The organism is Enterococcus sp. 125944, from assembly GCF_051909435.1.
Taxonomy (GTDB): Bacteria; Bacillota; Bacilli; order Lactobacillales; family Enterococcaceae; genus Enterococcus_D; species Enterococcus_D gallinarum.
Genome location: NZ_JBQASY010000001.1, coordinates 468,497 through 489,476, shown reverse-complemented (window position 1 = coordinate 489,476; position 20,980 = coordinate 468,497). Strand labels below are relative to the sequence as shown.

Here is a 20,980-nt window from a genome sequence, read left to right as displayed (position 1 = left end):
TTTCCATACCCCCATCATACCTTACCTGGTAAACTTATGCATCGTTTTCTATTTGATCCTAGCACTGACTCGTGGACCGATCCGACAAATCAACTCATTGGTTATAGTTTGTACTTGCTCGGCAGTATCGCTCCAATCTGTCAGAATTTCAATTTCACTTTCAATTGGGATCGTAGGACAATAGCTCAAGTCTATCAAAAGCATATCCATGCAGATCAAGCCGATCTGCGGCAAGGACTGACCGCGATAGGAAAGACAAAACTCTTGATTTGATAGAGAACGGGGCAGTCCGTCACAATAGCCGATGCTCACAACACCAACAGTTGTTTCTTGATTCGCGATGGCGGTTTGCCCATAACCGATCGCTTCCCCTTTGGCAACGACTCGCTTAGTGATCAACTGTGCTTTGAGGGTCAGAATAGGCTGTAAGCTTACTCGTTGTTTTGTAGGCTCGTTCTTATCACTGAGGGATCCTGTCAATAAAATCCCCGGACGCACATAATCATAGTTTAAGTCTGGATAATTCAAAATACCATAACTGCTTTGTAAGTGTGTGATACCATAAGAAATCTGTCTCTGATCCAGTTCTAAGAGAATCTGATCGAAGCAGGCAATCTGCTTCTGAGTGCGAATCATACTATCAGGATTTAAGCGATCTGCCGAACCAAGATGAGAATAAACACCACTGATCGTCAAGAAGGGCAAATCGAAAATCGAAAGAATCGAATCGATAGTCGGTGTTACACCTAACCGATGCATCCCAGTATCGATGGCTAAATGACAGTCAATCGCTACTTTTCTTTGTGACAATGCTACAGCATGACCTTCACTGATGATCGATTGGGTCAATGAGTAGCGACGAAGTTCTTTTATGCGTTTTGGAGAGGTATATCCCAAGACCAAGATGGGGCTTTTGACAGCATTTTTCCGCAATTGAATACCTTCATCAATCGTAGCCACCGCAAAAAAATCAATTCCGGCTTGTTCTAAAACAGGAGCAACTTCCTTGGCACCACAGCCGTAGGCATCGGCTTTAACGACTGCCATCACTTTTGTTTTCGGTGAGATGATCCGCTGGATCTCCTGTAGATTATGCAAAAGGGCTGTCTTTGAGAATTCTTTTACGGCCCTTTTAACGGGCGTTGTTTGTTTGTGTCTAAACCATGAGTGTTGTTGTCTTAAAAAGAGGCAAATGAATCCAATCGTCAAGATCAAAACAACCAAATAGTTGATTAGATTGTTTTGCAGAATGCTGATTTTTTGGCTCAAAAAGTGTGTGCCGGCAATTGTATAAGGATGCAAAAGGTAAAGCCACAAAGATAGCTGTCCCGGATGCTTCCAAGTCCTGTGGGGATGCCAGCGCAAGATCAGTGGAAATAAGAAAAAGAGTACAACAGGCAAGAAGAGATACATACTGTCATGTTTAGGTATAGAAAACCCATGCAAGTACGCACTCTCAATAAGCAATCCGATAAGACTGATCAAAAAGAAGAGAGCTGTTTTGGATAAACTTCTTTTCTCTGATTGTTTTCTGACCAGCACACCTAAGCACAAAAACAATGGTGTAAAGAAAATACCGTTGCGGGTACCATCTAATAGGTGGAACACAGCAGTATAGAATGGTTCGATTGGTGTCTGTTGGATCAGTCCAAACCAACTATCACCACCTAATCCAATCAGGTACAATCCAGCCGCAAGCCAGAACACTTTTTTGAAGGAGACATGTATCAGCAAACTTGTTAGGAGCAGGCTCCCAGTAATCAAAGCCGGAAAGTACCAAAGATGATAAAGAATGCCATTGACCAAAAGTGCTTGTACTAATGTTCCAACTGGTAGATCGAAGCCGATCGTTTGACTATAGAGTGCTAATGGTAAAAACATTAGTGTGGCTAATAGATAGACTTTTAGCTGTTTTTTGATAAAGTTGAACACTCGTTGTCGCGAAGGATAACTATTGGCCACAGCAAGTTCTGCAAACACATAGTAACCACTGATCATAAAAAAGAAAGGAACAGCTACTCGAAAAATCGTCAATGTGATTAGGATATCGCCTTCTGGCCATAAATAGTGAAGGGGAAGACAATGGATCGCAACCACCATCATGGCTGCAATCACACGAAATTGATCGATTCCTTTATTTTTCATGCGAACTGCCTCACTGTCTGAGCCAAGTAATCATGGTATTCTTCCAGAGTCCATTTTTGGGCAGTGATGACTTGGCTATGGGGAAGCCCGACATAACGAAAATGCCAAGGTTCATAACTGATACCGGTGATCTCTTGTTTATCTTCCGGATAGCGTAGAATAAAGCCATAATTCATCATCTGCTGCATAAATAAATCAGCAGCAGCACTATCTCGAAAATGAGGGCAGATAAGATCATCATCTTCTTGTTTCTTTAGTCCTACATCAATGGCCAGACCGATTTGATGTTCACTGCAACCTGGCAAAGCAACGAATTGTTTGGTATAAGCTAACCCGTTTTCTTTTAGAGAATACTCCCACAAGCGTCGCTGTTCTTTTTCCGTACGATACCCATCTACCAGACGAATGTCCTTTTCTAGTCCGGTTGCTCGCACGAGTCGTTCCCATTGTTTTGCCACTTCTGGCTGCAGGTAAACGTCGTGATCGCTAAAAGGAGCTAGCACTAAGTGCGGGGGCTCTTGATTTTTTTTCAATGGATGGTTTTTATTGATCAATTGTAATGTGTTCATCGTTTGTCCTCCTCTGCCAGCGCAATCAATTGCTCTACTAATATTTCGTAGGATAACCCGACTTCCGCCATCATAGCTGGGTAGCGGGAGTGCCCAGTAAATCCCGGCATGGTGTTGATTTCGTTTAAATAGATCGCTCCTTGATTGGTGACGAAAAAATCGATTCGAGCCAGACCCGTCAAACCCAAGTTTCGATAAAGCAGCTGTGCCTGCTCCTTGATCTGTGATTCAAGCGCGAGAGGCAATGGTGCTGGGACAGTGATCGTGGCGCTGATTAATTGGTATTTCTCTTCAAAATCAAAAAAACCGTCGACAAGAGAAATCGCATCACAAGCACCAATCGTCAATTGCTCATTTCCTAAGATGCCGCAGCCAATTTCAATACCCGCTATCGCCTTTTGGATCAACACAGTAGAACCGTAAGCAAAAGCAGTCGTTAATGCAGATTGGAGCGCTGTTTTGTCAGTTACTTTTGTGATCCCTTTTGAAGAACCGGCTTCATTCGGCTTGATAAAGATCGGGAATCCATGGTCTTGAATAAAACGATCGATTGTGGCAGGATCGTTTTCATAGCGGGATAAAAGCAAAGTGGGAGCACTAGCGATTCCCATGGTATCAGCAAGTTGATGCAAGAGCCATTTGTTCATACATAATGCGGAGGCAGCGACATGGCAACCAACATAAGGCAGGTTCATTAGTTCAAGCAGTCCTTGAATACAGCCATCCTCGCCATACTTCCCATGCAAGACTGGAAAGAGGACATCAGGGACGATTCGTTTTTCTCCTAATATAAATCCTTGGCTAGAAAAAGTCAGCTGGTGACAGTTTTTGTGATCTTCTAGCCAAGTATCATTGCGAACATTCGCGAGGTTTCCTTGATACAAATACCAATCCATTGTTGGCGCGATGCCAATGGTCATTACTTCATATTTCAGCGGGTCAATAGCTTGGATCACACTTGCTGCTGAGGCTAGTGACACTGAGTATTCTGGAGAATTCCCTCCAAATAAAACGGCAATTTTTTTCATCATTTTCTTCCTTTCCTTTTTTCTTTTAAGGTTACATTCAGTGTACCTAGGAAAAGAAAAGAAAATTTGCGGTCTTCCTGTTGTCTTTCTCGTATTTTTATGATGAAAATCTAACGATTTTATGACAAAGGGCTTTAAGAAAGCTGGGGAAGCTATTGTTAGTGATCAAATGGACAACAACTCTTGGTACAGAAGTGCGTTGAAGGAAGAGCTCACGCATGCAGGAAAGCGTACAAAAAAGGAACCGAGCTGAACTATTTTCAACTTGGTTCCTCTGTATTCATACGTTAGTTCTTTGGCGTAGTGTGATGTGCCCAATTGAGGCAGCTATAGCCAAAGAAGATACAGTTAAGTGTGCAACAATAGCTGATCATCTTTTAGCTCAGTCCCACTATTTTGATGGAAGAGTGCCATCAAATCCGGTACCGTTAAGGATTGTTTTTCCTCACCTACGATATCGACAACGATTTTGCCTTGATGGAGCATGATCAAGCGATTGCCGTAACGGATGGCATCTTCCATATCATGAGTGACCATAAAGGCGGTCAACTGCTGTTCTTGAATCAACTGATCAGTCAGTGCCATCACAGTCATGGAGGTTTTCGGATCTAAAGCTGCTGTATGTTCGTCTAGCAGGATCAGTTTAGGCTGTTGCAAGGTCGCCATCAATAGTGTGATCGCTTGCCGCTGTCCTCCGGAAAGCAGCCCAATCTCAGTCGTCAGTCGATTTTCAAGACCAAGATTCAAGCGAGCTAACTTTTCTTTGAAGAAGGCCCGATGCTTTCCTTTGACACCGGAGGAAAACCCGCGAACCTGGCCTCTTTTATAAGCAAGGGCTAAGTTTTCTTCGACTGTCAAACGAACGGCTGTCCCCATCCGCGGGTCTTGGAAGACACGACTGATTTCTTTGGAGCGTCGTGTGACTGAATGACGTGTGATTTCTTTGTCACCTAAGACGATCTTACCTTGTTCTGTTGGGATCGTTCCAGCAATACTATTGAGTAATGTTGATTTTCCTGCACCGTTTCCACCGATAATCGTAATGAAATCACCGCTGTTCATGGTGAGATCGATCCCGCGAAGGACATGATTTTCGTTGATGGTTCCTTTTTCAAATGTTTGGTGTAAATCACTGATCGTTAAAACAGGTGTCGTCATGATTGACCTCCTTTGGTTTTCGGAAGAAATTTTTGCAATCCAAGTTTCGTTCGAATTTGCGGCAATGAAAGACAGATAACTAAAACGATGGCAGAGGCAAGTTTTGAATCTGAAGCTTCCACGTTGAATTCAAAGACGATGGCCAGGATTAGACGATACAAGATCGCACCAATCACAATCGTGATCAAACGAACCCACAAAGATTTATTGCTGAAAAGGACTTCCGCGATAATGATCGATGCTAATCCGATCACGATCGTTCCTACACCTGAGTTAAGATCAGCAAAACCATTGTTTTGAGCTAAGAGGGAACCAGAAAGAGCAATACAGCCATTGGAAATCATATAGCCAATTAGTTTCATATTGTCCGTATTGATTCCGTTGGCTTCACTCATCGCGAGATTGTCTCCCGTTGCTCGCACTGCTAGTCCAATCTCTGTGCGGAAGAAGAGAAACAGCAACAAAATCACGACAGCAGCAAACAGGAGGCCTGTACAAATGACTGCGGTATTTTTCGTTAAGCCTAGTGTTTGAAACCAAGTAAAAACAGTATCTTCCCCTAACAAGGCAATATTGGGTGCCCCCATGATCCGATTTGTAATAGAATACAATCCGGTCATGGTAATGATTCCCGCTAATAATGCGGGAATTTTAAATTTGGTATGCAAGATCCCTGAGACAAATCCGGCAGCTAAACCGCCGCAAAAGCCCAACAGACTTGCCGTAAAAGGGGAAAGGCCATTGGTGATGCTGACAGCAGCAATGCCGGCTCCTAATGGAAAGCTTCCCTCAGCTGTCAAATCGGCAATATCTAAGATTCGGAAGGTCAAATAAACCCCGATCGCTAATAATGCCCACAACATACCTTGAGAGGCAGCTGATTGAATAAGTATGAAAAATGTATTGATTAAATTCATAAGGTTTCCTCAAATCGTTTTTTAGGTTTTTAGTTTCAAGTTAGTTTTCATCATTTCATCATATAGCAGCAAAATTATAGTAGATAGCAGATAGTAGCAAAATTACTCAGGAGCCACGATGCTTTCTGGATCAATTCCTAATGCAGTTGCCATTTCCTGGTTCACAACTAGCTCTAGTTTATTCGCTGTTTCTACAGGTGTTGTAGCGGGCTTTTCATCTCCATCAAGAATTTTTGCAGCCAATTCACCCGTTTGTTTGCCTAGTGACTTGTAATCGATCCCGAATGTAGCTAAAGCGCCATCTTCCACTTGCTCGACAGAACCAGCAACGATCGGTGTTTTGGTTTCTTTGGCTACTTCACCAACGACTGCCGCAGCAGAAGCAAAGGTATTATCTGTTGGCACATAGATACCATCCACATCTTTAGCTAAACTAGTAGTTACTTGTTGGACATCATTTGTCGTGTTCGCTGTCAAGACTTTGACGTCTACACCTGCATCTTTCAATGCTTTTTCTGCCAAATCTGCTTGGATTTTTGAATTTGCTTCTCCAGCATTATACATAATACCGATTGTTTTAGCGTCAGGGACGATACTCAATAACAATTGAATCTGTTTATCGATAGGGACCATGTCAGATGTACCAGTGATATTGCGTCCAGGAGCTTCATTGGAATCCGCTAATTTTGCTTCAACTAAATCAGTGACTGCAGTTACAACGATCGGAATATCTGTTGTTTCATTCGCCAATGAGACAGCAGCTGGTGTCGCGATCCCTAAGAGAAGATCAGGAGAATTTTTTACAAGTTTTTCGCTCATACTCTTCAGATTGTCTTGGCTATTTTGGGCATTTTGGTATTCTAAAGTAAGGTTTTCGCCTTCTTTATAGCCGCCTTCCGCCAAACCTTCTTTGAATCCTTCATAGGCAGCATCTAACGAACCATGTTCCACCAGCTGCAAGATACCAACCGTTTTTTTGCCATCTTCAGTGGCATTGTTGGTATTCCCGCATGCCGCAAGTCCAAGTCCTAAGGTAGTTGCCAACAGGCCAGTTGTGATCCATTTTTTCATTTTCATCAAATATTCCTCCTAAAAAGTCTTGATTTAAACCCAACGGAACAAAAAAATCCATTCAGACAATCGTCTAAATGGATTTGAACTTACCAAAATTCAGAAATTCAGTGCGGCCATTTAGAAGATTCTCTACATGGCTGCTGTTCACGTTAAACTGCTCTAGCCATTATAGATACAAACAAAGTGTTGTGAGGTTTGTATCCACAATGTTATGAATACAAACTATCTAAAATAGCTAAAGTAAGCAATATTCAGTTGTGGGGATAGCAATAATTTCATGATTCTTCCTCCAAAATTGAATTGTTTTCAGTATAGACGAAAGTTCTGCCATCTGTCAATTGAAAAACGCAATATTCTGAAAATTTTTTTTATAACAGATAAAGAGATGTATGCAAATAGTAAAATAAAATAAAAAAGCAGCCAGATTAACTAAGCTGCTTTTATTAAATAGGTTTAGCTTTCTTTATAATAACGGATCGTATTTTTAATTTCTCGAATACTATAAGGAAGATCATCAGAAAAAGCGGCATCTTGATCGATTTCCAATGAATCAGTAAAGATGGCTTCATATTCCTCAATACTTAATTTTTGTCGCTGATCCAATAGCTGAGTGTGGGCTTCTTTGTTTAATTGATTTTCATAACCAGCTACCAAACGACCACTGAAAAATTCAGAAACAGCCCCAGAACCATAACTAAAAAGACCAATGCGATCTCCTGCGCTTAAATGAGACGAATTTTCTAATAACGAAATCAGTCCCAAATACAGAGAGCCGGTATAGAGATTGCCGACTCTGCGACTATAGACGATGGATTCTTCATAGCGAGCCATCACTCGTTCCTGCTCCGTTTCTACTTCATCGGCAAAGACTGCTAACAATGCTTTTTTCCCCATTTTTGTATAAGGAATATGGAAGCTGATTGCAGCATAATCGCTGATGCTGGCTTGATTGCGTTCACAATGAGCTTGCCACACTTTTTTGAAAGAATCGATGTAAACTTGGTTAGATAGATGCCCATCGACCATTGGATAAGCGTGGCCGAGAGGACGCCAAAAATCATAAATATCTTGAGTCAACATCAAATTGTCATTTTCAAAAGTTAGAATTCGTGGGTTAGCTGTAAGCAACATGGCAACAGCACCTGCTCCTTGTGTTGGTTCACCACCGGAACGTAAACCATAACGAGCAATATCGGACGCAATGACTAGAACCTTGCTTTCTGGATTGGCTTGAATATGGGTTTTCGCAAATTGAATCCCTGCGGTTGCTCCGTAACAAGCCTCTTTGATTTCGAAAGAGCGGGCGAAAGGTTGGACGCCAAGCAATCTGTGTAAGACTACAGCAGAGGCTTTCGACTCATCGATTCCAGATTCTGTACCGACGATCACCATGTCGATTGCCTGCAAATCTTCAGGTTCTAAGATTTCTTTTGCTGCACTAGCCGCAAATGTAACGATATCGTGTGTTTTTTTGCTGACTGCCATTTGGTCTTGACCGATACCAATGGTAAATTTATTAGGATCTACCTCACGAGCGTGAGCGAGATCAACCATGTCTATATAGTAAGGCGGAACAAAAAAATTTATTTTATCAATACCAACGTTCATTATGACGCTCCTTTGGGTTTAACTTATGTTATAACTATCGTCTATACGGTATCATATTTTTGTTTAAAAATGAAAAAAATTCTATTAGAATTTAAACTTTATTTAAGAATGGCTGATTGGAACAGAATGCAAACTCGTGGGGTATTCTTTTTTTGTGGAAATAATGATATATTTCTGTTGGAGGTGGCATGGTGGAAGAAGTTGTTATTATCGATGCACGAAGAACCCCCATCGGTAAATACCATGGGTCATTAAAGAAATTTTCAGCAGTTGCCTTAGGTACTGCTGTAGCGAAAGATATGTTTGAACGAAATCAAAAGATCAAGGAAGAAATCGCGCAAGTGATCATCGGCAATGTCCTACAAGCAGGCAATGGCCAAAACCCTGCCCGACAAGTGGCCCTACAAAGTGGTCTCTCAGTGGACATCCCGGCATCAACGATCAATGAAGTTTGTGGTTCTGGATTGAAAGCCATTTTAATGGGAATGGAGCAAATCCAGTTGGGCAAAGCGCAAGTTGTTTTAGCAGGGGGGATCGAAAGCATGACGAATGCTCCGTCCCTCAGTCATTACAATAAAGCAGAAGATACTTACAGTGTCCCAGTCTCAAGTATGACATTAGATGGCTTAACAGATGCTTTTAGTAGTAAGCCAATGGGCTTGACAGCTGAAAATGTGGCGCAACGCTATGACATCTCACGAGAGGCTCAGGACCAGTTTGCCTATCAGTCACAAATGAAAGCTGCTAAAGCGCAAGCAGAGAATAAATTTGCGAAAGAGATCGTTCCGCTGGCTGGCGAAACAGAAACGATCACCGCAGATGAAGGGATCCGCAGTCAGACCACAATGGAAAAACTGGCTTCTTTAAAACCAGTTTTTAAAACTGACGGTACCGTCACTGCTGGAAATGCTTCTACGATCAATGATGGTGCAGCATTGGTGTTGTTAGCATCAAAAACCTACTGTGAAACAAATGATATTCCGTATTTAGCGACGATCAAAGAGATCGTTGAAGTAGGGATTGATCCTGAAATCATGGGGATCTCGCCTATCAAGGCAATTCAAACACTTCTTCAAAATCAAAAAGTTTCATTAGAAGACATCGGTGTGTTTGAGATCAACGAAGCATTTGCTGCATCTTCGATCGTGGTGGAGTCTGAATTGGGATTGGATCCAGCAAAAGTCAATCGCTATGGTGGCGGAATTTCTCTTGGACATGCGATTGGTGCCACAGGAGCTCGCTTAGCAACTTCTTTGGTCTACCAAATGCAAGAGATCCAAGCCCGTTATGGGATTGCTTCTTTATGTGTTGGTGGCGGGTTAGGGCTGGCTATGCTGTTGGAGCGGCCAACAATTGAAAAAGCAAAGCCGACGGACAAGAAATTTTATGAGTTGTCCCCCGCTGAGCGGTTACAAGAGCTTGAGAATCAACAAAAAATTTCTAGTGAAACAAAACAACAACTGTCACAAATGATGTTAGCGGAAGACACGGCGAACCATTTGATTGAGAACCAAATCAGTGAGATCGAGCTGCCAATGGGTGTAGGCATGAATCTGAAGGTGGACGGCAAAGCATATGTCGTACCAATGGCTACAGAAGAACCTTCTGTGATTGCAGCAATGAGTAATGGAGCCAAAATGGCTGGTGAGATCCATACGCAAAGCAAAGAACGATTGTTGCGGGGACAGATTGTTTTTTCTGCAAAGAATCCAAATGAGATCGAGCAACGGATTGCGGAAAACCAAGCTGTGATTTTTGAACGGGCAGAACAAAGCTATCCTTCGATCGTCAAACGAGAAGGAGGATTGCGGCGCATCGCTCTGCGGCACTTTCCAGCAGATTCTCAGCAGGAATCTGCTGATCAGTCGACGTTTTTATCGGTGGATCTTTTCGTGGATGTCAAGGATGCGATGGGAGCCAATATCATCAATGCGATCTTAGAAGGCGTTGCCGCACTTTTCAGAGAATGGTTTCCTAATGAAGAAATCTTATTTAGTATTTTAAGCAATCTTGCTACTGAGTCATTAGTCACGGCTGTTTGTGAAGTACCGTTTTCCGCTTTGAGCAAAAGAGGTGGCGCCACGGTTGCACAAAAAATTGTTCAAGCTTCTTTGTTTGCCAAAACGGATCCTTATCGAGCAGTCACTCATAATAAAGGCATCATGAATGGGGTGGAGGCAGTGATGCTGGCCACTGGAAATGATACCCGGGCAGTTTCTGCTGCCTGCCACGGCTATGCAGCACGTACTGGCAGCTATCAAGGACTGACTAATTGGACCATCGAATCAGAGCGATTAGTAGGGGAAATCACGTTGCCGTTAGCTATCGCTACTGTTGGTGGTGCCACAAAGGTCCTACCAAAAGCACAAGCAGCATTGGAAATCAGTGATGTTCACTCTTCTCAAGAGTTAGCTGCGCTAGCTGCAAGTGTGGGACTTGTCCAAAACTTGGCAGCTTTGCGGGCGCTTGTCTCAGAAGGGATTCAGAAGGGACATATGAGTATGCAAGCTCGTTCACTAGCGATCGCTGTTGGAGCGGAGAAAGCGGAAATCGAGCAAGTAGCTGAAAAACTACGGCAAAATCCTCCAATGAATCAACAACAAGCGTTACGGTTTTTAGAAGAAATTCGGGAACAATAAAAAACTTGTTTCAACGGTAGCAAATGCTACTGTTGAAACAAGTTTTTTTGTCATAGACAAATTGATGAGTGTTTCTAGAAGCTGCTAAAGCTCATCGTTTTAAGTACATCCCAATACTTTTGGGGGCTGTCGCCACAAAACCAAACTGCTGATAAAGATTTTCAGCTGGACAATCAGCAATCAGGTTCACGTAAGCTTGGGGATCTACTTCATTATGTATATGGTTCATTATGGCGCTCATGATTGATTTTGCCAATCCATTGCCTTGATCTTCAGGAAGGACAGCGATGTCTAGGATTTGATAGGCAGTACCTCCGTCACCAATCAATCGGCCCATGCCGACTAAGGTTTGATCGCTGGTTCTTCGAACAGTCACTGCAAAAAGACTATTGCTTAAACCAATCTTACTCGCAGCTGTTCCACGAAGAGAAAGACCGCAGGCTTTTCGTAGAGTTAGGTATTCAGCTACTTCAGGAACTGTATGTTTTAGGAGATATTTAGAATCGTTCATCATGGTCCTCCTTGATACAGAGTAGAGTTGTTTAGTCCTAGGGAATTTGATCAATACCCTTTAGCAGATGGCTTTTAGGTAATGGGCAAAGACGTCTTTAAAAGAAAGAGACGATGATAGAAGGATTCCAACAAATGAAACAGCCAAACCCCAACAGTTGAGCTGTTCGTTTTTTTTCTATCATCGTCTCTTTAGCTTAACGTTCAGTTAGTGGGGTATTCGCATACTCTTCGATCAATGGAATCACATCCAGCTTCAGTTTGTACTTACGAGCTAAGGCAGGTTCAACAGTGAATTCGCCAACTTCAGTCGCTGATATAGTTGCCAATAGGCGTTTTTCTTTCGCTGTATCTTCAAAAATCTGCACATTCTCGGCATTTCTTTCAACAGAGAATTTAGGAAATGCAGTCATTTTTTCTTCAAAAGCGGCAAAACCATCCGTTGTTTCCGCTGCTTCCGTCTGAGATTCTGAGACTGGTTCGGTAGCAGAGGCTTCTGGTTGATTGACAGCTGATGTTGCTGGTAACCAATAAGCGGCGATTTCTTCCACTAGATTATCACTAAAACGATCTAATAGACCTTTTTCTTGTTTTTGGATTCGTTTCACAACGATTTTGAAATTCTCGTCTAAAGGAACTGCGATTTTTTGTTCTTTGGTCGTTGCCGTTTGCAGTTCAATCAACATTTCCTCACGGTTTTTAGGGTTGATATAAACGGTGGTCTCTAGTCCAAAATTTGCAGCTGTCTTGTGTTGGATCGCTGAAAATAATTGTTGACGTGCCATTTCATAAGATGGCCGAAATTGTTGTTTTAACTTGGCTAATTGTTTCTTTTTCATATTCTTCTCCTCTCAATCAATCTCGATTATAAGGAATAATGACGAAAATGAACAGGGGTTTTCATGAAAAAATGAGGAATTTCTTTTGATTATCAGAAAAAATGGCTTTTCCTTAAATGAAATAAAAGAAACAGCCAAGATCATACCCAATGAGTAGGGGATGACTTTGACTGTTTCTGAGGGCAACAACTTACTTCTAAAGATATACCAGGTTCATCGCATAGTGCTCAAAGCGTCGATTTGCTGATATTTAGGCATCAAAATAAACGAATCATTTTTACCGTAGGCGACCAAGCAATTTTCCCATAGAAAAAAGCTTAGCGGCATCTTCGCTTTTTCAGCAAGCATTTGCTGATAGTCTGACTGATCCCATTGACGTGCGGGAAAATGTTGAACGTAGTCGGGAAAAATCAGAAATACAAAATCAGGATGCAAGGCTCGCTTGACGGCAGTGGGCAGTTGATCCAAACGTGTAGAATCCATCGGGTTTTCCCTCATTAGAATCCTGTTGTATCCGGATTAGTTGCTTTCCCAACGACTCCATCTAGTTGGTCGATTCGCTGCATATCTTCATCAGAAAGCTCAAAATCAAAGACTGCTAAGTTTTCCTCGATACGACTTGGTGTAACAGATTTAGGCAGCGGCAAGAAACCATGTTGTAAAGACCAGCGAATCGCGATTTGAGCAATCGTTTTGCCGTACTTGTCAGAGAGTTCCTGCATTTCAGGAACGTCAAAGATCTTTCCTGTGCCTAAAGGACTGTAAGCTTCCAATAAGACATTGTGCTCTTGGCAATAAGACACTACTTCTTTTTGTAATTCACCAGGCGCTAAGAAAATCTGGTTGACCATTGGGAAAATAGTGGCTGTTTTTTTCAGTTCTTCGAAATGATGAGGCAAGAAATTGCTGACGCCGATGGCTTTGATCTTACCAGCTTGATAAAGCTCTTCCATCGCGCGCCATGTCTCTGCATTTGCTGACTGCCAATTGTCACGGAATTTCACTGGATTTGGCCAATGAATCAAGAAAAGATCGATATAGTCGGTTTGTAATTTCTTCAACGATTCTTCAAAGGAAGAAAGGACCAAGTCGTAAGAGTGATTTTCATTCCATAATTTTGTTGTCAAAAAGATTTCTTCTCTAGGAATGTCACTTTCTTTAATTGCTTGTCCAACACTGTCTTCATTTTTGTAACCTTGCGCGGTATCGATATGACGGTAACCAACTTCCAATGCTTTTTTGACAGCAGAAACAGCAACGTCACCATTTGGTGTTTGCCAAGTGCCAAAGCCAAGTTCAGGAATCGATACATTGTTCGATAAAGTATAACTGTTCATTTTCATTCCTCCATTTCTTTGTTTTTAGTTTAGCAGAGAAGGGATTTTTTTCCAATGGAAGATACTTCTGATCAAAATAATGCACAAAAAAGATGTAAAAAAACTTGTGTTTTGAACCAGTTTTTTTGTACACTTGAGAAATGGATAAGGAGAGAGAATATGGATATCTATTTAAAGCGTGCGATCATGCACATTGTGGATCGACAAACGGGTGATCCCGTATACTCGCAAGTGGAATTGGATCTGACAACGGAATACATCCGAGATTATTTAACGAAAAAAATTCAAAAATTAGCGACACCTCAGACAAAGACCGGCCGCTTGCTGGAGGACTCTGAGATGGCTAGATTCGTCAAACAAGCGCCGGAAGCATTTGTAGAAAGCAGTGAAGCAATCCTGCGACGCTGGTATGAAGTTTACCATCAAAGTGAAGATGCACCAAGTGCGGATGCTTTCATTGTTTTGTATGAATTAGATACCAAACTGCAATTAGCATTTTTGAAGGTTAACTATACAGATGGCTACACGCACTTTATCGACAGTACTGAAACAGGTATCGCCAATAATCTGATTTTGCATCGAGCACTTTTAGCTGGCAAAACCCAAAAAGCAGATGAAGGAATAACGATCGATGTCGAGCAGCTGACTTACGAATTAGTAGAGAAAAAATATACCTTCTCCGGAGAAAAATATTTCTATTTCTCCACGAAAGTGATTGATTCTGAACCGCTGCCTTCTCTAGAAGAAAATGTCAAAGTCATCAAAAAGGTAGCTGAAAAAATTGGTCAAAAGTTTGAGACCCCTTCTTATGATGTCATCGCCGATGTCAAAGAGGCTGTTTACGATACAATAGAAGAAAATGGTCAGCTGCATGTAGATTCGATTGCCCAAAAAGTATTCAAAGATAATATTACGGCTCAGATGGCCTTTCAAGAAGAAGTAGCAGAAAAAGGGTATATCGATCAAGCCCCTATGCTGCGAGAGGTCAGAGAAATTTCAGAAAAAAAATATGGCAAACAAAAGCTAAAACTTTCCAATGGTATCGAGTTGATCGTTCCATTGGATGTCTATCGAGATCCGAATTTGATCGAATTCATCAACAATCCCGATGGCACGATTTCTGTAACCATCAAAAATGTGGAAGAAGTCATCAATCGCATATAAAAATAGCTGCCAGGCTCTTCTCAAGGAGTCTCTGGCAGCTATTTTTATTTATTGTTGAGTTGATCCAAAGCGGGTTTGGGTACATCTTCTTGTGAGACTTCTTCCCAACTGAGGACACCTTTGCGGGGATTGACTAACAGTTTCAGATAAGCTCCTTCTCGTAGGGGCTTGGAGCGGTGTTCATTCATTTTAACGATCTTCTCTTCACCTGATTCATTATAAGCCGCTTGTTCATATTTATAAATATCTTGAGCCACACCATCACTGGCAATTGATGTTGAGTGGGTACCGCTGGTAGTGATTTCGGTGTAGTAAGCAGTGCCGCCATAGTAATAACGGTAGGCAAAGAAACAGCCGCCTAAGAAAACGCCAAAGACGATCAAACTCGCAATGATTTTTTTCATTCCTGTTCACCTCATATCCATTATTCTATAAAAAAGCAGACCCGTCCAACTATTTTATCAAAATCAAAGCAAATCTTAGAAATTTTGAATAAAAACGGCAAACAATGAAGGAGACAATATTCTTGACTTTGACTAAATTTGACCTATAATAGAGATAGATTTAAACTTACAAAAAATAAGTAAGAAAGAATTTTTTACTTTTGTAAGGAAAAGTCTATAATTGATAGTAGAGCCGATCCAACGGCGCTACATCTCATTTAGGAGGGAAATTATTATGGCAAAACAACATTATGATCGTAGTAAACCACATGTAAACATTGGTACAATTGGACACGTGGATCATGGGAAAACGACACTGACTGCTGCCATTACGACAGTTCTTGGTAAAAAAGGACTCGCTAATCCGCAAGATTACGCAAGTATTGATGCGGCTCCTGAAGAACGGGAACGTGGTATCACGATCAATACCGCTCACGTTGAATATGAAACAGAAAAACGTCATTATGCTCACATTGATGCTCCAGGACACGCGGATTATGTTAAAAATATGATTACCGGTGCTGCCCAAATGGATGGTGCGATTTTAGTTGTATCCGCAACAGATGGTCCAATGCCTCAAACTCGGGAACATATCTTGCTTTCGAGACAAGTTGGTGTGAAACATCTGATTGTTTTCTTGAACAAAATCGATTTAGTCGATGACGAAGAATTGATCGATTTAGTGGAAATGGAAGTAAGAGAACTACTATCTGAATATAATTTTCCAGGTGATGACATTCCTGTTATCAAAGGTTCGGCATTAAAAGCGTTGGAAGGAGACCCTGATGCAGAAGCTGCCATCATGGAATTAATGGATACAGTAGATAGCTATATCCCAACACCAGAGCGGGATACAGACAAACCATTACTCTTACCAGTTGAAGATGTCTTTTCGATTACTGGACGAGGAACAGTTGCTTCCGGACGGATCGATCGGGGAACAGTTCGGGTAGGCGATGAAGTAGAAATCGTCGGTATCAAACCTGAAACCCAAAAAGCTGTAGTGACAGGCGTCGAAATGTTCCGCAAGACGATGGACTTTGGGGAAGCCGGCGACAATGTAGGTGTCTTGCTAAGAGGGATCACTCGTGACGAAATCGAACGCGGACAAGTGTTGGCTAAACCAGGTTCGATCACACCACATACAAAATTCCAAGCAGAAGTTTATGTATTGACGAAAGAAGAAGGTGGTCGTCATACACCATTCTTCAACAACTATCGTCCACAATTTTATTTCCGTACAACGGATGTGACAGGGAACATTACATTGCCTGAAGGAACAGAAATGGTGATGCCAGGTGACAACGTGACCATCGATGTGGAATTGATTCATCCAATCGCCGTTGAAAATGGAACGACGTTCTCTATTCGTGAAGGTGGCCGCACAGTTGGTTCCGGTATCGTTACTGAAATCGAAAAATAAATCAGTGTTTCAACAAAAATGAAGCAGTGACTAGAGCCTTTTAGGACAGTCACTGTTTCTTTTTCTAAATTTCTTTGTGATTTTATTAAGGATTTTAGATGATGGAAAACAAACCTAGTCAGCAAATAAGTTTCATAGTAGGATAGAAGCTGACACTAAAAAGATAGGATGTTTTTCCATGAGAAAACTGCGACGATTTTTTATTTTTATAGCAAAAATAGCTGGAGTCCTGTTGCTTATCGGCGGGCTGTTTTTAGGCTATAAAAATTATACAGCTCTAAAGAAAGTGTATTCTTATGAAGAAACAATCGCTGAGCAAACAGAAAAATATGGCATCAGCGACTATCAGGAATTAGCGATGAGTATTATGTTGACTGAATCAAAAGGGGAAGGAAACGACCCGATGCAAAGCTCAGAGAGTGCTTACGGAAAACAAAATCAATTTGAAAATGCCCAAGACAGTATCGAGCAGGGAGTGGCTTATCTGGCTAAACTGATCAAAAAATCTGCTGACATGGACTGTGATCTGTGGACCGCCGTTCAAGCCTATAATTTTGGGACAGACTATATTGATTATGTAGCCAAGAATGGTGGCGAAAATACGCTAGAACTGGCAGAGTCCTATTCAAAAGAAGTGCTTTCTCCTTTGTTAGGAAATGATAATGAGCAAACCTATCGTTACTGGGGGTGGCAGTCGATCACTTATAATGGCGGTTATTTGTATCACAATGGTGGCAATTTATTTTATGCAGATGTGGTAAAATTCAATCAATGGAAGATAAAAATGGGTAGTATTTTGTTTTCTTGAAAGTCTCTGAAATCAAGCAGGTAAAAGACTTGAAAAAACAATAAAATATGATAGAATCAATATGAGTGATTCTGTCTAATTATTCGTCGCACTGATTCTGATTGGTGCGATTTTTTACCTAATGAATACGGGAATACTTACCGAATGGAGGTGAGTGGATGGCACGAATACCTCAAACGGTCATTGATGATATTCGAGAACGAAGCAATATCGTTGATATCGTTGGTCAGTACGTCCAGTTGAAGAAATCTGGGAAAAACTATTTTGGATTATGTCCCTTCCACAACGAAAAGTCACCTTCTTTTTCTGTGGCAGAAGACAAGCAGATCTACCATTGTTTTGGCTGTGGCCGCGGAGGCAATGTCTTTGGTTTTTTGCAAGAGTTAGAAGGATTAAGTTTTCCAGAATCTGTTTTGAAAGTTGCAGAAATCAGTGATATCCCTTTAGATGAGCAATACAAGCAAACCGAAGCAATTGATGCAACCTCTTCTCAGCAAAATCAATTGATCGCGTTGCATGAAAAAGCTGCTGAAGTCTATCATCACATGTTAGTCAATACGGCTGCCGGGCAAGACGCATTGGATTATTTGCTGGAACGCGGATTGACGATGGCACTGATTGACGAATTTCAGATTGGTTTTGCGCCTAACGAGCGTGCCTTTTTGGAAAAAGTTTTTTTGAATGAAAAAGCAAATGCGGCATTTTTTGCGGATACAGGTCTCTTTGTACAAAGGAACGATGGGCAACTTGCTGACCGTTTTTATCAAAGAATCATGTTTCCGATTCGGAACCCTCAAGGAAAGACCATCGGTTTTTCTGGACGCTGGTTTCAAACGGAACAGGATGATAGCAAAGACCAGCCCAAGTATTTGAACAGTCCGGAAACAATGCTTTTCAATAAGCGTGAAGTACTTTTCAACTTTGATAAAGCCCGGCGATCAATCCGAAAAGAAGGCCAAGTCTTTCTATTTGAAGGCTTTATGGATGTAATCGCAGCGTGGCAATCAGGAATTGAGAACGGGATCGCTTCAATGGGAACTAGTTTGACGAACCAGCAGATTGCCAATATTGAACGTGTCGCTACAGAAGTCATCCTTTGCTATGATGGTGACCAGGCAGGAATCAATGCAACGAATCGCGGGATTGATCTTTTACAAGAACATAGCCGCGTGAATCTCTCCGTCGTTCGAGTCCCTGAACGTCTGGACCCGGATGATTATGTGCGAAAGTATGGTACAGAGGCCTTTTTCAAACTGGCCATGCATGGCAGAGAAACGGTGTTTGCATTCAAAATGGACTTTCATCGTGCCAATCGCAATTTGGCCAATGAAAAAGAACAGATCGATTATGTCCAAGAGGTCTTGCAAGAATTACAGCATGTAGATTCTTTGCTAGAACAGGACCGATACTTGACACAACTTTCAACTGAATTTCATATTAGTCGAGAAACACTACAGACGCAATTGCGTCAGTTAAAACAGACGCAGCCGACCCCAACGCCTTCACCGCCAGTTCGTGAAGCAGTGAGTGTAGCACCACCGCCACCACCACAGCAACGGAAAACTCAGGTAGAAAAGGCGGAGGAATTACTGTTATATCGTCTGTTCCATGACAATACGCTGAATCCTCGTTTTAAAAGTACCGGTGTTGCGTTTATTCATGATAAATACCAACAAATCTATTTTTTATACGATGCGTATATGGAAACCGAAGAGCAATTTATCCTAGCAAAATTCTTGGATTTTTTGAAAGATGAACAAATGAAACAACAAGTGATCGAGATCGCTGATATCAAGGCTTCTGAAGAGGGGACGGAACAAGAATTCCAAGACCTTCTGCAGGTATTTCGTAAGTCGGGCATTGCTGAAGAAATCAATCAAAAACGAATCCAGCAGCAAGAAGCACGACAAAAAGGAAACCAGCAATTAGAGTTGGAATTAGCAATTGCGATCATTGATTTGACCAAACGGTTGAAACAAGCTAAATAGCGAACTGAAAGGGGCTTTCTTTCATGGCAGAAGAAACAAAGAAAACATATGACAAAGCTGTTGCCGAATTTATCAAAGAAAACAAACCAAAAGGACAAGTCGTTTATGACGAACTAACCAATCATTTAGCGACCCCTTATTCTTTAGATGCAGACGCAATGGACAAGCTGATCCAAAAACTGGAAGACTCAGGGATCAGTGTAGTAGATGAGAATGGGGAGCCTTCCGTTCATAGTTTGAAGAGCAATGAAAAGCAGCAAGCAACGCAACCACAAGAAGATCTTTCCGCTCCTACGGGTGTCAAGATCAATGATCCGGTACGGATGTATCTGAAAGAAATCGGACGCGTACCCTTATTGACTGCCGAAGAAGAAGTAGCCCTTGCTTTAAAAATCGAAGAAGGCGACCAAGAAGCGAAACAACGGTTAGCTGAAGCCAACTTACGTCTCGTTGTAAGTATTGCGAAACGTTACGTTGGTCGGGGGATGCAGTTTTTGGACTTGATCCAAGAAGGAAACATGGGCTTGATGAAAGCTGTTGAAAAATTCGATTACCGCAAAGGATTCAAGTTCTCGACTTATGCCACTTGGTGGATTCGTCAAGCAATCACTCGTGCTATTGCCGACCAAGCACGGACGATTCGGATTCCAGTCCATATGGTGGAAACAATCAATAAATTGATTCGAATCCAACGGCAATTACTGCAAGATCTAGGTCGCGAACCGACACCGGAAGAAATCGGAGCAGAAATGGATCTGCCAACTGAAAAAGTACGTGAAATCTTGAAAATCGCACAAGAGCCAGTTTCATTGGAAACACCGATCGGTGAAGAGGATGATTCCCATCTAGGCGATTTTATCGAAGATCAAGATGCGACAAGTCCCGCCGAACATGCAGCCTACGAATTGTTGAAAGAACAACTGGAAGACGTACTAGATACGTTGACCGATCGTGAAGAAAATGTTTTGCGATTGCGTTTTGGTATCGATGATGGTCGGACACGTACTTTAGAAGAAGTCGGAAAAGTTTTTGGTGTAACGAGAGAACGGATTCGTCAGATCGAAGCAAAAGCGTTACGTAAATTACGCCATCCTTCCCGCTCAAAACAATTAAAAGATTTTCTAGAATAAAACTGAGACCACAAAGACTTTTCCAAGAAGTATCCTTGGAGAAGTCTTTTTCTTGTGGTTTAGCCAACTTTCGTAGGAAAAGTAATGAACTTAATAAAAACGTAACGAAGCAAGTGTTGGCTAATTGCTTTGAATATGATAAATTTAATTTTGTGAATCATTTACACGAAGGTGAATCATTTTGGTACAGAGAGTTTTTT

General features: G+C 41.7%; 18 protein-coding genes. 6 read left to right on the top strand and 12 right to left on the bottom strand.

The features are described 5' to 3' along the window. Positions 1 to 48: 48 nt before the first annotated feature. The 7 genes from vanT to ACTFWY_RS02410 all read right to left on the bottom strand — a co-directional run bounded on the left by vanT (position 49) and on the right by ACTFWY_RS02410 (position 8,499). Positions 49 to 2,145 carry a membrane-bound serine racemase VanT gene (gene vanT, locus ACTFWY_RS02440; protein ID WP_311810727.1) on the bottom strand — a complete coding sequence of 699 codons (2,097 nt, stop codon included), beginning with the start codon at positions 2,143 to 2,145 and terminating at the stop codon, positions 49 to 51. Beyond that, on the bottom strand, positions 2,142 to 2,714 hold the full coding sequence (locus ACTFWY_RS02435) for a D-Ala-D-Ala dipeptidase/D-Ala-D-Ala carboxypeptidase VanXY-C (protein ID WP_003126779.1): 573 nt from the start codon (positions 2,712 to 2,714) through the stop codon (positions 2,142 to 2,144). The genes vanT and ACTFWY_RS02435 overlap by 4 nt, the downstream gene beginning before the upstream one ends. Next, positions 2,711 to 3,742 (bottom strand): D-alanine--D-serine ligase VanC1, encoded by a 1,032-nt coding sequence (gene vanC1, locus ACTFWY_RS02430; RefSeq protein WP_063856645.1) that lies wholly within the window; start codon positions 3,740 to 3,742, stop codon positions 2,711 to 2,713. The genes ACTFWY_RS02435 and vanC1 overlap by 4 nt, the downstream gene beginning before the upstream one ends. 348 nt (positions 3,743 to 4,090) lie before the next feature. After that, positions 4,091 to 4,900: an ABC transporter ATP-binding protein gene (locus tag ACTFWY_RS02425; protein ID WP_257602775.1), complete on the bottom strand. Its 810-nt coding sequence runs from the start codon at positions 4,898 to 4,900 to the stop codon at positions 4,091 to 4,093. Further along, positions 4,897 to 5,817, bottom strand: a complete 921-nt coding sequence (locus ACTFWY_RS02420; protein WP_005472153.1) for an ABC transporter permease — start codon at positions 5,815 to 5,817, stop codon at positions 4,897 to 4,899. Before ACTFWY_RS02420 ends, ACTFWY_RS02425 begins: the two co-directional genes overlap by 4 nt. A 102-nt stretch (positions 5,818 to 5,919) precedes the next feature. Then, positions 5,920 to 6,894 (bottom strand): ABC transporter substrate-binding protein, encoded by a 975-nt coding sequence (locus ACTFWY_RS02415; protein WP_060814818.1) that lies wholly within the window; start codon positions 6,892 to 6,894, stop codon positions 5,920 to 5,922. Between the two features lie 450 nt (positions 6,895 to 7,344). Next, positions 7,345 to 8,499 carry a hydroxymethylglutaryl-CoA synthase gene (locus ACTFWY_RS02410; RefSeq protein WP_081131795.1) on the bottom strand — a complete coding sequence of 385 codons (1,155 nt, stop codon included), beginning with the start codon at positions 8,497 to 8,499 and terminating at the stop codon, positions 7,345 to 7,347. 191 nt (positions 8,500 to 8,690) lie between these two features. Between ACTFWY_RS02410 and ACTFWY_RS02405 the strand changes: the two genes are divergently transcribed. Further along, a complete protein-coding gene (locus tag ACTFWY_RS02405; RefSeq protein ID WP_311810725.1) occupies positions 8,691 to 11,138 on the top strand; it encodes a hydroxymethylglutaryl-CoA reductase, degradative in 2,448 nt (815 codons plus the stop codon). A gap of 91 nt (positions 11,139 to 11,229) precedes the next feature. Here ACTFWY_RS02405 and ACTFWY_RS02400 read toward each other — a convergent pair whose 3' ends face one another. The 4 genes from ACTFWY_RS02400 to ACTFWY_RS02385 all read right to left on the bottom strand — a co-directional run bounded on the left by ACTFWY_RS02400 (position 11,230) and on the right by ACTFWY_RS02385 (position 13,830). Next, entirely contained in the window at positions 11,230 to 11,649 is a 420-nt protein-coding gene (locus ACTFWY_RS02400) for a GNAT family N-acetyltransferase (RefSeq protein ID WP_311810724.1), read from the bottom strand. A gap of 196 nt (positions 11,650 to 11,845) precedes the next feature. Next, positions 11,846 to 12,487 carry a hypothetical protein gene (locus tag ACTFWY_RS02395; RefSeq protein ID WP_003126789.1) on the bottom strand — a complete coding sequence of 214 codons (642 nt, stop codon included), beginning with the start codon at positions 12,485 to 12,487 and terminating at the stop codon, positions 11,846 to 11,848. 213 nt (positions 12,488 to 12,700) lie between these two features. Continuing rightward, positions 12,701 to 12,970, bottom strand: a complete 270-nt coding sequence (locus ACTFWY_RS02390) for a hypothetical protein (protein ID WP_005472161.1) — start codon at positions 12,968 to 12,970, stop codon at positions 12,701 to 12,703. A 14-nt stretch (positions 12,971 to 12,984) separates the two neighbouring features. Beyond that, positions 12,985 to 13,830 (bottom strand): aldo/keto reductase, encoded by an 846-nt coding sequence (locus ACTFWY_RS02385; protein WP_373368160.1) that lies wholly within the window; start codon positions 13,828 to 13,830, stop codon positions 12,985 to 12,987. A gap of 153 nt (positions 13,831 to 13,983) precedes the next feature. On the opposite strand from ACTFWY_RS02385, the gene ACTFWY_RS02380 reads away from it, so the two are divergent. Beyond that, a complete protein-coding gene (locus ACTFWY_RS02380; protein ID WP_219645297.1) occupies positions 13,984 to 14,988 on the top strand; it encodes a nucleoid-associated protein in 1,005 nt (334 codons plus the stop codon). 44 nt (positions 14,989 to 15,032) lie between these two features. Here the strand turns inward: ACTFWY_RS02380 and ACTFWY_RS02375 are convergent, their stop codons facing one another. After that, positions 15,033 to 15,392 (bottom strand): YxeA family protein, encoded by a 360-nt coding sequence (locus tag ACTFWY_RS02375; RefSeq protein ID WP_003126793.1) that lies wholly within the window; start codon positions 15,390 to 15,392, stop codon positions 15,033 to 15,035. Positions 15,393 to 15,666: 274 nt separating this feature from the next. On the opposite strand from ACTFWY_RS02375, the gene tuf reads away from it, so the two are divergent. The 4 genes from tuf (at position 15,667) to rpoD (ending at position 20,780) form a co-directional block, all read left to right on the top strand. Beyond that, on the top strand, positions 15,667 to 16,854 hold the full coding sequence (gene tuf, locus ACTFWY_RS02370) for an elongation factor Tu (protein WP_003126794.1): 1,188 nt from the start codon (positions 15,667 to 15,669) through the stop codon (positions 16,852 to 16,854). A gap of 178 nt (positions 16,855 to 17,032) precedes the next feature. Then, the gene (locus tag ACTFWY_RS02365; protein WP_103299860.1) at positions 17,033 to 17,662 is read left to right on the top strand and encodes a lysozyme family protein; all 630 of its coding nucleotides are present in this window, start codon (positions 17,033 to 17,035) and stop codon (positions 17,660 to 17,662) included. Positions 17,663 to 17,820: 158 nt separating this feature from the next. Next, the gene (gene dnaG, locus ACTFWY_RS02360; RefSeq protein WP_311810723.1) at positions 17,821 to 19,650 is read left to right on the top strand and encodes a DNA primase; all 1,830 of its coding nucleotides are present in this window, start codon (positions 17,821 to 17,823) and stop codon (positions 19,648 to 19,650) included. Positions 19,651 to 19,673: 23 nt separating this feature from the next. Then, positions 19,674 to 20,780: an RNA polymerase sigma factor RpoD gene (rpoD, locus tag ACTFWY_RS02355; RefSeq protein ID WP_003126797.1), complete on the top strand. Its 1,107-nt coding sequence runs from the start codon at positions 19,674 to 19,676 to the stop codon at positions 20,778 to 20,780. The last annotated feature ends 200 nt before the right edge of the window (positions 20,781 to 20,980 follow it).